Source organism: Streptomyces viridochromogenes DSM 40736, assembly GCF_000158955.1.
In the GTDB taxonomy this organism is placed as follows: domain Bacteria; phylum Actinomycetota; class Actinomycetes; order Streptomycetales; family Streptomycetaceae; genus Streptomyces; species Streptomyces venetus.
Genome location: NZ_GG657757.1, coordinates 2141247 through 2153432 on the forward strand (window position 1 = coordinate 2141247; position 12186 = coordinate 2153432).

The 12186-nt window shown below is 72.6% G+C and carries 12 protein-coding genes and 1 pseudogene; 7 read left to right on the forward strand and 6 right to left on the reverse strand.

Translation table 11 applies throughout. From position 1 onward, the window contains the following. The first annotated feature begins 17 nt into the window (after positions 1–17). The 3 genes from SSQG_RS09390 (at position 18) to SSQG_RS09400 (ending at position 3071) form a co-directional block, all read left to right on the forward strand. On the forward strand, positions 18–716 hold the full coding sequence (locus tag SSQG_RS09390) for a DUF2293 domain-containing protein (protein ID WP_039932220.1): 699 nt from the start codon (positions 18–20) through the stop codon (positions 714–716). A 258-nt stretch (positions 717–974) separates the two neighbouring features. Next, positions 975–1454, forward strand: a complete 480-nt coding sequence (locus tag SSQG_RS09395) for a DUF1772 domain-containing protein (protein WP_003989501.1) — start codon at positions 975–977, stop codon at positions 1452–1454. A 126-nt stretch (positions 1455–1580) separates the two neighbouring features. After that, positions 1581–3071, forward strand: coding sequence for a glutamate synthase subunit beta (locus SSQG_RS09400; protein WP_003989502.1), 1491 nt, complete (start codon positions 1581–1583; stop codon positions 3069–3071). Between the two features lie 96 nt (positions 3072–3167). On the opposite strand, the gene SSQG_RS09405 is transcribed toward SSQG_RS09400, so the two are convergent. Continuing rightward, positions 3168–3665 carry a carboxymuconolactone decarboxylase family protein gene (locus SSQG_RS09405; protein WP_003989503.1) on the reverse strand — a complete coding sequence of 166 codons (498 nt, stop codon included), beginning with the start codon at positions 3663–3665 and terminating at the stop codon, positions 3168–3170. 47 nt (positions 3666–3712) lie between these two features. On the opposite strand from SSQG_RS09405, the gene SSQG_RS09410 reads away from it, so the two are divergent. Next, positions 3713–5158: a PLP-dependent aminotransferase family protein gene (locus tag SSQG_RS09410; RefSeq protein WP_003989504.1), complete on the forward strand. Its 1446-nt coding sequence runs from the start codon at positions 3713–3715 to the stop codon at positions 5156–5158. A gap of 35 nt (positions 5159–5193) precedes the next feature. Here SSQG_RS09410 and SSQG_RS09415 read toward each other — a convergent pair whose 3' ends face one another. The 3 genes from SSQG_RS09415 to SSQG_RS09425 form a co-directional block, all read right to left on the reverse strand. Further along, positions 5194–6006, reverse strand: a complete 813-nt coding sequence (locus tag SSQG_RS09415; protein ID WP_003989505.1) for an SAM-dependent methyltransferase — start codon at positions 6004–6006, stop codon at positions 5194–5196. A 78-nt stretch (positions 6007–6084) separates the two neighbouring features. Further along, complete coding sequence (locus SSQG_RS09420) at positions 6085–6339, reverse strand: DUF397 domain-containing protein (RefSeq protein WP_003989506.1); 255 nt, start codon at positions 6337–6339, stop codon at positions 6085–6087. After that, positions 6340–7200 carry a helix-turn-helix domain-containing protein gene (locus tag SSQG_RS09425; RefSeq protein ID WP_003989507.1) on the reverse strand — a complete coding sequence of 287 codons (861 nt, stop codon included), beginning with the start codon at positions 7198–7200 and terminating at the stop codon, positions 6340–6342. It abuts the gene before it with no gap. A gap of 247 nt (positions 7201–7447) precedes the next feature. On the opposite strand from SSQG_RS09425, the gene SSQG_RS09430 reads away from it, so the two are divergent. The 3 genes and pseudogenes from SSQG_RS09430 (at position 7448) to SSQG_RS09440 (ending at position 10831) form a co-directional block, all read left to right on the forward strand. Beyond that, complete coding sequence (locus tag SSQG_RS09430) at positions 7448–8110, forward strand: ATP-binding protein (RefSeq protein ID WP_086025073.1); 663 nt, start codon at positions 7448–7450, stop codon at positions 8108–8110. After that, positions 8107–8541 carry a hypothetical protein gene (locus tag SSQG_RS09435; protein WP_003989509.1) on the forward strand — a complete coding sequence of 145 codons (435 nt, stop codon included), beginning with the start codon at positions 8107–8109 and terminating at the stop codon, positions 8539–8541. Before SSQG_RS09430 ends, SSQG_RS09435 begins: the two co-directional genes overlap by 4 nt. Positions 8542–8861: 320 nt before the next feature. Beyond that, positions 8862–10831, forward strand: a pseudogene (locus tag SSQG_RS09440) (ABC transporter ATP-binding protein). Between the two features lie 24 nt (positions 10832–10855). Here SSQG_RS09440 and SSQG_RS09445 read toward each other — a convergent pair. Together SSQG_RS09445 and SSQG_RS09450 are read right to left on the reverse strand one after the other, a co-directional pair. Next, complete coding sequence (locus SSQG_RS09445) at positions 10856–11038, reverse strand: hypothetical protein (protein WP_003989511.1); 183 nt, start codon at positions 11036–11038, stop codon at positions 10856–10858. A gap of 158 nt (positions 11039–11196) precedes the next feature. Beyond that, a complete protein-coding gene (locus tag SSQG_RS09450; RefSeq protein ID WP_003989512.1) occupies positions 11197–11886 on the reverse strand; it encodes a DUF899 domain-containing protein in 690 nt (229 codons plus the stop codon). Positions 11887–12186 lie beyond the last annotated feature (300 nt).

The window sequence follows — 12186 nt, forward strand, 5'->3', positions numbered from 1 at the left end:
AGGGGAATGAACCACTCATGGTCCCCCGCGCGACGCTCCCGCCCCACACCGGACTTCTCGCCTTCCAGCCTCTCAAAAGGCGGCACTGCGCCGAGTGCCGGCGAGGGCCGCTGCCGCTGCTCGTCCTGGAGGACGGTGCCCCGCGGTGCCTCGACTGCGCCGACCTCGCGCATCTGGTGTTCGTGCCGCGCGGCGACACCGCGCTGACGCGCAGATCGCGGGAGGAGAGCGGGCTGTCGGCGGTGGTCGTGCGGTTCAACCGGCGCAGGAGCCGTTACGAACGGCAGGGCGTTCTGGTGGAGGAGGCGGCGCTCGCCAGGGCCGAGCAGCGGTGTCTCGCGGACGCCGAGGCGCGGCGGCGGCGCCGGGTGCGGGACGCGCGGCGGCGGGCGGTCCGGGACGAGCTGTTCGTCCAGGCGTTCGCGGCGGAGATACGGCGGCTGTTTCCCGGGTGCCCGGACGCGCGGGCGCAGGCCGTCGCCGCGCACGCCGCGGAGCGGGGCAGCGGAAGGGTGGGGCGCAGCGCGGCGGGGCGGGCGTTGACCGAGGGGGCCGTGACCTCGGCGGTCGTGGCGTCCGTACGGCATCTGGACACGCCGTACGACCGGCTGCTGATGAGCGGCGTGCCGCGGTACGAGGCGCGGCGGCGGATCGCGCCGGTGGTGGAGGCGGTGCTGAGGGGGTGGGCGGTGGAGGGGCTCGGTTCCGCGGGGTGACCTGCGAGGACCCCGGCGTGCGGGAGCCGGCCGCGCTGCTCCTCGGCAGGTCGCCGCACCGGCGTGGCCGGCCGCCGTACGGTGGGCACGCGCACCGGTCGGGCTGTCGGGCCCCAGTCAGGGCCGATCGGCGAGTCCGCGACGTTCGCGCATGCCCCCGCGCCGCTCGGCCATGGTCACCGTGCTCGTACGGCAATTCACTTGTGGTGAGGAAGGGTGCCGGGCAGGATCCCGGCTCGACGGGTGGGAGAGGCTGACATGATCGACGGACCGTACTTCGTGCTGACGGTGCTGGGTGTGCTGGGGACCGGTCTGGTGGCGGGGGTGTTCTGCGGCTTCTCGACCTTCGTCATGCGGGGCCTCGCCACGCTGCCGCCCGCGCAGGGGGTGGCGGCGATGAACGCGATCAACGTGGCGGCGGTGGCACCGCCCTTCATGGTGGTGTTCCTCGGATCGGCCCTGGTGTGCGCGGTGATCGCCGTGGTGACGTTCGTGCTGTGGCCGGACGAGGGGACGGTGGAGCTGCTGGTGGGCAGCGCGCTGTACCTGTTCGGCTCGTTCGGGCTCACCATGGTCGCGAACGTGCCGCGCAACGACGCGCTGCTGAGGCTGGATCCGGGCACGTCGGAGGCGGCCGCGTACTGGCCGGTGTACGTGCGCGAGTGGACGATGTGGAACCACGTCCGCACGGCCGCCTCGGCCGGGGCGGCGGTGGCGTACCTGCTGGCGCTCACCTGACGCCCCCAGCCTGCGAGAACGTGCTGTCCGCTGCCCTGCGGGCGGGCCGCCGCGGACGTATCGTGGCCGCAGGAGTGCCGCCCGGCGACGCACGCCCTGCGACACGCGCACGCAAGGAAGACGGCCATGGGCGATCCCAAGGGTTTCATGACCACCCCGCGCCAGGAGTGGCCGCGCAGGCCCGTCGAGGAGCGGGTGCGCGACTGGAACGAGGTCTATGTGCCCGGGGCGCTGTTGCCGATCATCAGCAAGCAGGCCGACCGCTGCATGGACTGCGGCATCCCCTTCTGTCACGAGGCCTGCCCGCTGGGCAACCTGATCCCCGAGTGGAACGACCTGGTCTCCAGGGAGGACTGGCGGGCGGCGGCCGACCGGCTGCACGCGACCAACAACTTCCCCGAGTTCACCGGCCGGTTGTGCCCGGCGCCGTGCGAGGCGGGATGCGTGCTGGCGATCAACCAGCCGGCCGTCACCATCAAGAACGTCGAGTGCGCGATCGCTGACCGGGCCTGGGAGGAGGGCTTCGCGCCGCCGCGGCCGCCGGAGCGGCTGTCGGGCAAGACGGTCGCGGTCATCGGTTCGGGGCCCGCCGGACTGGCCGCGGCCCAGCAGCTCACCCGGGTCGGGCACACGGTCGCCGTGTACGAGAGGGACGACCGGCCCGGCGGGCTGATGCGGTACGGCATCCCCGAGTTCAAGATGGAGAAGCACCACCTGGAGCGGCGGCTGGAGCAGATGCTGGACGAGGGGACCAAGTTCCGTACGTCGACGGTGGTCGGACGGGACGTCGGGGCCGCCGAACTGAAGAGTCGCTACGACGCCGTGGTGATCGCCACGGGGGCGAGGGCCTGGCGTGAACTGCCCGTGCCGGGGCGGGATCTGACGGGTGTTCACCAGGCGATGGAGTACCTCCCGCTCTCCAACCGTGTGCGCCAGGGCGATCTGGAGACGTCCCCGCTGTCGGCAGCCGGCCGGCACGTCGTCATCATCGGCGGCGGCGACACCGGGGCCGACTGCCTGGGCACGGCCGTCCGGGAGGGCGCCGCATCCGTGACCCAGCTGGACATCTACGCGCTGCCCGGCGCGCAGCGCGACGAGGACACCGAGCCCTGGCCGACGTACCCGGTGCGGGTCTACCGGCTGTCCGCCGCCCACGAGGAGGCCGGTGACCTGCGGACGGCTCCGGTCGCGGACGCGGACGCGCGGCTGTTCGCGGCGTCCACGCTGCGCCTCGACGGTGACAGGGAGGGGCATGTGCGCTCGCTGCACCTGGTCGAGGTGGATGCGCGGCGCCGCCCGGTGGACGGCACCGGGCGGACGCTCCCCGCCGATCTCGTGCTGCTCGCCCTCGGCTTCACCGGCCCTGACCGGGAGGACGGGCTCGTCGACCAGCTGGGACTGGACATGGATCCCCGCGGCACGATCGCGCGTGACCCCGGCTTCGCCACGAATGTGCCGGGCGTCTTCGCCGCGGGGGACGCCGGCCGTGGCCAGTCGCTCATCGTCTGGGCGATCGCCGAGGGGCGGGCGGTGGCGGCCGCCGTCGACCACCACCTGACGGGCAGTTCGAGACTGCCGACTCCGATCGGGCCGTACGACCGGCCCATGGCGGTGTAGCGCGCTGGCCCTCAGGCCCCCGGCCGCCCGCCCCTGAAGCCACCGGACCACCGGACCACCGGACATCGAGCCACCGGACGTCGGGCCACCGGAACGTCACCGCTCGTCCGTGCCCGCGACCTTCCCGGTCGACAGCGCCACCCGGTTCCACGTGTTGATCGTGCAGATCAGGGCGAGGACCTGGGCCAGTTCCCGCTCCTCGAAGTGGGACGCGGCCTGTGCGTAGACGTCGTCCGGGACGCCCGCGTCGGCCACGAGGGTCATCGCCTCCGTGAGCGCCAGGGCCGCCTGCTCCCGCTCGGTGAAGAAGTGGCGGGCCTCACGCCACACGGCGACCATGTGCAGCCGGTCCTCGCTCTCACCGGCCTTGCGGGCGTCGTTGGTGTGCATGTGGAGGCAGTACGCGCAGTGGTTGAGGTGCGAGGCGCGGATCTGGATCAGTTCGACGAGGGCCGGGTCGAGGCCCTCACGGGCGGCGGCGTCGAAGGCGACGAGGGCCCGGAAGGCCTTCGGGGAAGACTTCGCGAACTCCAGCCGGGGCGCCCTCCCCTGCACCGGGGTCGTGTTCGTCGTCGTGTTCGTGTTCGTCGTCATGTCCTTCAACCTACGGGCCCGAAAGACCCCCGGTAGGGTGCATTTCCATGGCTGATTCGTGGGTCAATTCCGCGGAGCGGATCGGGGCCGACCTCCATCTGGAGCTGACCGGGCCGGGCGGTCGGCGTGCGGCGCTGATCCGTGCCCTGCGCGAGGCCGTACGCAGCGGGCGGCTCGCTCCGGGCACGCGGCTGCCGCCGTACCGGTCACTCGCGGCCGACCTCGGGGTCGCCCGCAACACGGTGGCCGACGCGTACGCGGAACTCGTCGCGGAGGGCTGGCTCACGGCACGCCAGGGCTCGGGCACCCGGGTCGCGATGGGGGTACCACCCATGCCCTTCAGGCAATGGGGGAGCGCCGAACCGCCGCGGCCGGCCGCGCGCGTGCCCCGGAAGGCCCCGCCACGCGCGCGGGGCCCCCGGCACGACCTGAGGCAGGGCACGCCGGACGCCTCGGCGTTCCCGCGCACCGCCTGGCTCGCCTCCTACCGAAGGGCCCTCCAGCAGGCCCCCAACGAGGTGTTCGGCCCCGGTGACCCTGCCGGCCGGGCGGAACTACGGGAGGCGCTCACGGAGTATCTGGCACGCGCGCGTGGCGTGCGGACCGAGCCGGGCAGGATCGTGATCTGCTCCGGTTTCGCGCACGCGCTGCGGCTGCTGTTCGGAGGTGGCGTCCTGCGCGGGCCCCTGGCGGTGGAGGCGTACGGACTCGGGTTCCACCGGGAGGTCCTCGCCGCCGCCGGTGTGCGGACCGTGCCGCTCCCTCTCGACGAACACGGCGCCCGGGTCGACCGGTTGGGCCGCGAGCGGGCCGTGCTGCTCACGCCGGCGCACCAGTTCCCGACCGGCGGGCCGCTGCATCCCGCGCGCCGGGCGGCCGTGATCGACTGGGCACGCGCGCGTGGCGGGCTGGTTCTGGAGGACGACTACGACGGGGAGTTCCGCTACGACCGCAAGCCGGTCGGCGCGGTGCAGGGACTCGACCCCGAGCATGTGATCCACATCGGCTCGGTCAGCAAGAGCCTGTCACCGGCGGTGCGACTGGGCTGGATGGTGCTTCCGGAGCGGTACGTCGGCGCCGCCCTGGCCGCCAAGGGGGAACGGGAGGCGTGGGCGAGCGTCCTCGACCAGCTGTGCCTCGCCGACTTCGTCGCCTCCGGGGCGTACGACCGTCATGTACGGCGTATGCGGCAGCGGTACCGGGGCCGCCGGGACCGGCTGGTCGCGGCGCTCGCCGCGCACGCGCCGCACATCGAGGTCACCGGTGTCGCGGCCGGTCTGCACGCGGTGCTGCGGCTGCCGCCCGGCACCGAGGCGTCCACGGTCAAGGCCGCCGTCTGGCAGGGCGTCTCCCTCGACGGCCTCGCCGTGTTCCGGCACCCGGCCACGGACATGGCGGCGGGCGACGGTCTGGTCGTGGGGTACGCGACTGCCTCCGAGCATGCGTACGGGCCGGCCCTGGAGGCGCTGTGCCGAGCACTGCCACCGCCCTGACCGGCCCGGAGCCCGACCGGGAAGCCCTCGGGGCCCTACGGCTTGCGCGCCACCGCCCCGTACCCCGGGATCACCCCGTCGTCCTGGCCGGGCACCGGCTCGCCCAGTTCGGGGTGCCAGCGGTGGGGCACCTCGATGCCGGGCTCGACGAGGTCGAGGCCGTCGAAGAAGCGGGTGAACTCCTCGCGGGAGCGCAGGGCCAGGGTGACACCGGCGGCGCGCAGCTTGTCGGTGGCCGCCTTCGACTCCTCCGGCGTGAAGTCGGCGGTGGCGTGGGTGACCACCAGGTAGCTGCCGGAGGGCAGTGCGGCGAGCAGGCGTCGGACCAGGTCGTGGGCGCCGTCCTCGTCGGAGACGAAGTGCAGCAGGGCCACGAGCGACAGCGCGACGGGCCGGGTGAGGTCCAGGACCTTCTTCGCGCCTTCCAGGACGGCGTCCGGGTCGCGCACGTCGGCCTGGAGGTACTCGGTGGCCCCCTCGTCCGTGCCGCGCAGCAGGGCCGCCGCGTGGGCCAGCACGATGGGGTCGTTGTCGCAGTAGACGACCCGGGCGTCGGGAGCGATGCCCTGGGCGACCTGGTGCAGGTTGGGCTCGGTCGGAATGCCGGTGCCGACGTCCAGGAACTGCCGTACGCCGTTCTGGGCCAGCCAGCGGGTGGCCCGGTGCATGAACGCGCGGTTGACCCGGGCCATGACCGGCACCCGCGGGTCGAGGGTGAGCATCTGCCGGCCCATCTCCTCGTCGACCGGGTAGTTGTCCTTGCCGCCGAGGTACCAGTCGTACATCCGCGCGGGATGGGGTCTGGTCGTGTCGATCTGGGCGGCCGAGGTGGGGTTCTGCCCGGTCATGAGGCACTCCGTAAGGGGCAAGGGACGGTCAATTCAGCACCAGCGTACGGAAGTTGAACGTGAACGACGGCAAGCACGTCAGGACAGCAGGAAGTCCGCCTCCCCCGCCTTGGCCCCCTCGATGAAGGCCGTCATCTCGGCGGTGGTGTAGATCAGCGCCGGGCCGTCCGGGTCGGTGGACTGACGGACGGCTATCCGGCCGTCGGCGAGCTTCATCGCCTCCAGGCAGTTCCCGCCGTTCCCACCGCTCCACGGCTTGTGCCAGCCTTCGCTGCCCAAGTCACGCGCGGGCATGCCGTTGTAGACCTGTTTGCGCGGCTTGATGCGGTCCATTCAGAGCTCCTTGCGGAGATCCCGGAGGATCTCCTTCGTGCGATGTGCCGTAGCGGCCTGCGCCGCCATGCGGTCCATGACCTCGAGGTGGGTCGCCACCTCGTCGCGCGCGTCGAGATAGACCGCGCCGGTCAGGTACTCGCTGTAGACCATGTCCGGCAGTTCGGGCATGGCGAATCGGAACAGCACGAACGGCCCGTACGTACCCGGGTGCGGCCCGGCCTGGAACGGGGCGACCTGCAGCGTCACGTTGGGCTGCTTCGCGGCCTCGAGCAGTCTGTCGATCTGGGCACGCATCACCTCCGGGCCGCCGACCGGGCGTCGCAGCGCGGTCTCGTCCATCACGACCCACAGCCGGGGCGCGTCCTTGCGGGTGAGCAGTTCCTGGCGCTGCATGCGCAGGGCGACATGACGCTCGATGTCGGCGGGCCGGGTCTGCCCTATGGCGCCCGAGCGGAGCACTCCGCGCGCGTAGTCCTCGGTCTGGAGCAGCCCGGGGACGAAATGGGGCTCGTAACTCCGGATGACGTCGGCCGCGCCCTCCAGGCTCACGTACATCGAGAACCAGCCGGGCAGGATGTCGTGGAAACGCTGCCACCAGCCGGGCTTGTTGGCCTCCTCGGCCAGCTGGACGAAGGCGTCGGCCTCCTCGTCGGAGATTCCGTAGGCCTTCAGGAGCAGTTGCAGGTACGGGATTTTGAGCGCGACCTCGGCCATCTCCATACGGCGGACGGTGGCGGGGGCGACACGCAGGATGCGGGCGGCCTCCTCGCGCTTCACCCCGGCGCTTTCCCGCAGGTCCAACAGGCGCCGACCGAGGACGACCTGACCGACCGTCGGCGCGGACCGCGGTTCACTCACGCTCCACCTCCACCAAGAGTTCTGACGAGCCGGCCACAAAAGAACGCTGACAGCCCGGCGGCGCCATGCGAAGACCCTGATCGAAGAGCCGAGTTTCCGAACAGATGTTCCGAACAGTTCTTCGACAGTCTCAACTGGCGCCGCGCGGGGTGCTGTTCCGAGCAGTGTGCCACGGCCTTCCAGACCGTCACACAGCACTCTGCAATTTTCAGAGTGACACTTGCCAAGTGTTCACGGCGGGGCGATAGTGGCAAGCGTGATTCCGTCCGCGCCCTTAGGAACAGACGCCGCCGCAGGCCCTTACGGCCTCGGTGCCGCCACGGAAGCAGTCCCCGCGGGGGCCGCCGCCGGGCGCCGGTTCCGTTTCGAACTGGCCGCACATCCGGGTTCCCCCGCACAGGCCAGACGCCTGACGCGGGCCCGGCTGACCGGCTGGTCGGTGTGCGAGGACACCTGCGACAGCGCGGCCCTGGTGGTCTCCGAGCTGGTCACCAACGCCATCGTGCACACGGCGAGCACGCACATAGTGTGCGAACTGCACGACGGCGACGACCTGGTGCGGATAGCCGTGCGTGACGAGGGCTGCGCGCCGGGCCAGCCCCACGCGGCCAGCCGCACCCGGCCCGAGGAGGAGCACGGGAGGGGACTGCTTCTCGTCGACGCCCTCTGCGACGCCTGGGGAGCCCATGAGCACGGCCCCGGGCTGCTGGTCTGGGCCGAGCTGCCGCGCACGACCGACACCCCGCACGAGCCGCCGGAGCCCCGGAACGACCTCGGCTGGGGCGCCCGCCCGAAGCCGGGTCCGTCCGACGGCCCGGGCGACGGGGACGAGGCGCACCCGACGCGCCATACGAAGGGCATGGACGAGGTTCCGGCCCAGGGGCGGCGCGGGCAGCGGAGGCCCGTATGAGTCCCGGGCGCGTCGGCCGCGTCCTGAATCTCGACACCCTGGCCCGCCTCCAGCGCGGGCTGCGCACCCCGGGCCAGGCGCTGCGCCTGCCGGTGCCCGAGGGGATGACCGCCCCGCTCGGCTGCGACGCGGTCGCCGTACCCGCCCGTCTCGGCCCGTTGGTCATGCCCCGGCTGCCCCGCGTGGGCTGCGTCTACGCCGACGGCACGACCTGGTGGTGGCTGGTGCCGTCCGACTCCGACCACGCCCTGGAATGGCCGGCCCCCGCCCACTACGTCACCGGCGCGGTCGTCCCGGACCTCTCGCGGCTCCCCGACCTGATCCACCGCCCGGACGGCACGCTTCCGTACACCCCGCCGATCCCGCTGTACCTGACCCTGTGCCGCGTGACGGGAACAGCTCCGGCCTGGTCGCGGCCGGTCAGCGCGTAGGACCCGGCGAGCACGGGCCGGTCGGGCGGCACGGGCCGGTACGGCACCCCTCGACCCGCGGAGCACCTCGGCCGGTCGGGCAACACGGGCCAGAACGCGCACCACCAGCCGATCGAACAGCACAGCCCGGTCGAGCAGCCAAGCGCACACCCACACCCCCGCACCACCCCACACCCCCGCGCCGCCCCACACCTCCCCCGGTCAGGTCGTGCGCCCGCGCGCATCCGGCGCCCCGGGCTGCGCCCTGCCCGGACGGGCTCCGCCCCCGCAATAGTGGTCCGCCTCACAAGGCGGGGCACGAGGTGGGAGGTCGGTCGACCGTGGGGAAGAAGCGGACCGCGCCGGAGGTGTCCGAGTCGGAGCGGCTGCTCTTCGGCGGACCGCTGCGCTACGACATGGGCTGGAACCAGCACGCCGACGCGTTCCTGGAGCTGAACTTCCGGGCCATGATCGCCCGGCTGCCGTCCCTGCTGGCGTCCAGCCTGCGGCTCGCCCGGCAGGCCGACCGGGGCGCCGCACGGATCGTCCTGGCCGCCGAGGCCGGCCGGGGTGTGGCGCAGGCGGTGAGCCTGCTCGCGGTCAACAGCGTGCTGGCCGGGCTGATGGGCGGCGGTCCGATCGAGGACCGGCTGCGCGGTGCCGTCCCGGCGCTGGTCACCGTGGCCGTCGTGATGCTGCTCGCGGCACTGCTGCGGGCCGCCAGCACGTACGCCACCGGTCGGCTGGAGCCCAAGGTGGAGCGCGTGGCGACGAGCTCTACCTGGAGCGGGCCGCGCGTCGAGCTGACGCGATCGAGGAACACGCCTTCCACAAGCTGCTGGACACCGCCCAGGAGGGAGCCGCCTCCGCCCGCCGGATGATCATGTACGGGACGCGGGTGATCAACGCGATGGTCTCGCTGGTCGCGGCGGCCGGCGTGCTGAACGTGCTGCACGCGGCGCTCCTGCCGCTGCTGGTGACGATGACGCTGCCGAGCGCGTGGAGCGCCCTGACCATGGCCCGGCGGCGTTACGAGTCGTTCCACGCCTGGGTGCAGCACGCCCGCGCGGGCCGCCTGCTCGGCAGCCTGCTGATCGAGCCCGAGGCGGCGCCCGAGATCCGGGTGCACGGAGTGGGCGGGTTCCTGCTGCGGCACTTCCGCGCGATGTCCGAGACGGCGGAGGCCGAGCAGGCGCGCCTCGCCCGGCTCGCCGCGCGCACCGGCCTGATCGCCGCGGCGTGGACGGGCGTGGCGACGGTGGCGACGTACGCGACGCTCGGCGGGCTGCTGCTGGCGGGGGCGATGGCCCTGTCGGTGGCGGGTACGGCCGTGATCGCGATCCGCACCGGCTCCCAGAGCCTCGACACGCTCGTGGTGGAGGTCAACGCGCTGCACGAGGAGGCCCTCTTCGTCGGCGACCTGCAACGGCTGTACACGGAGGCGGCGCAGCGGGCGATCCCGGTGGGAGGGCGGGCACTGCCGGAGAACCCGCGCGAGATCCGCTTCGAGAACGTCACCTTCCGGTATCCGGGTGAGTCCGCACGTCCCGCCCTCGCCGACGTGACCCTCACCCTCCCACTGGGCCGGATCGTGGCGCTGGTCGGTGAGAACGGCTCCGGCAAGACGACCCTGGTCAAACTGCTCGCCGGGCTCTACACCCCGGAGCGCGGGCGGATCGTGTGGGACGACGTGGACGCGGCGACCGCCGACCGGCACCGGCTGGCCGAGCGGATCGCGATGGTGGCCCAGGACTTCAAGCGGTGGCCCTTCACGGCCCGGGTGAACGTCGCCCTGGGCCGCACGTCGGCGCCGCTGTGCGAGGAGCGGCTGGCCACGTCGATCGCCGAGGCCGGGGCTCAGACGGTGGTCGCCGACCTGCCGCGTGGGCTGGACACACTGCTCGCCCGCAACTTCAGCGGCGGGCACGAACTGTCGGGGGGCCAGTGGCAGCGGCTGGGCATCGCCCGCGCGGCGTACCGCAGGGGGAGCATCCTGATCGTGGACGAGCCGACGGCGGCGCTGGACGCCCGGGCCGAGCTGGAGGTCTTCGAGCGGATCCGCGCCCTGGCCGACAGCGGCCAGACGGTCGTGCTGATCACGCACCGGCTGGCGTCGGTGCGTCACGCGGACCTGGTGCACGTCCTGGACCAGGGCCGGCTCGTGGAGTCCGGGCCACCGGACGAGCTGCTGGCGAGCGGCGGCCTCTACGCCGAGCTGTACGCGCTCCAGGCGGAGCAGTTCACCAAGCCGCCCGCGCCGGTCACACCACCCGCTCCCGTCCACAGGGTGCCGGCGCCGAAGGCGGGCTGAACGAGGTCTTGCCCGGGCCGCCCGTCAGGCGGTGGCGTCGGCGCCGTCGCCGCTGCGCACGATCACCAGGAACATGTCCGTCGCGAGGTCCATGACAACCTCGGCAGGCAGGCCTTCCAGACGCCGCGCCTGCGCGAACTCCTCCGCCGGCCAGGAGCCACGCGGCCCACCGGCGGGAAAGCGCTCGAGCACCGTTCGCCCGTTCACCACCCTGCACCTCCATGTAGCGCTGCACTCGTAGAGTTAAACGCCAACGATGGGGTGCACGGCTCGCGAAGTGACGGTTCTGAGACGTAGTTGACACTCGTTCACCGCCAAGTGTGACCAACCTCTCAGCCTCTTGGCGTATGTGTTCACCTTCCGTATCAGTCGTCGTACTCGTCGTGATACCGGATCCGCTCGCTCCCCGCAGGCGCCCCGAGAGCCGACGCCCGCCCCTCGGGCTCCTCCCACCGCTCCTGCCTGCCCAGCGCCGTGAGGTCCAGCAGGCTGGTGGTCGAGCCGAGGCCGTCGAGACCGCGCTCGTACGTCGAGTAGGTGTGGAAGACGCGGTCGCGGTCCCGCAGGAAGCAGCTCAGGCCGGGCCGCTCGACGAGCTCGCCCTCGCGTTCGAGGGTCACCTCGAAGTCGCGGTTGAAGTCGCTGCCGTGCGACGAGTACCAGGGCACCGTCCAGCCCATCCGCGCCTTGAACGGAAGGATCTTCGGGTACGGCGCCCGGGACACGGCCGCGAACGACGTGCCGCGCGCCCCGAGATGAGCGAGATGCCCTATTTGGTCCAGGAATCCGGAGCAACTGCGGCAACCGGCGTCCCACTCGGGCGCGAACATGAAGTGGTAGACGACCAGCTGGTGCCGCCCCTCGAACAGGTCGAGCAGGGTGACCTTGCCGTCCCCGCCCTCGAACACGTACTCCTCGTCGACCTCCACCATGGGCAGGCCGCGCCGCTCGGCGGCCAGCGCGTCCCGTGCGCGCGTCACGGCCTTCTCCTTGACCAGCAGTTCCGCGCGCGCCGCGCGCCACTGCTCGCGGGAGGCGATCTCCGGAAGCGACATGGGCCCCTCCTGTCCTACGGCTCCGTTCGGATAGGTGACCGCGGGAAGGGGCGGAACTCATCGCCGGCTCACGAAGTTCTTTCGGCGAGGGCCGCACGGACGTCCTCGTACCCGGTCGCGAGCCATGCGGACCGGCCTGGGGAGTCAGGTGTCGTACCGCTGGACGCGCCGGCCGTGGCTGCGGTCGACGAGTGCGCGCAGCGCCGTTCCAGCTCTCCCACCAGCCCGGCCTCCCGTCGATCGGCCCCGACCCGGCGGAGCGCAGGGCGCCCCGGCTCGGACCACGCGCCGGTGTGGATA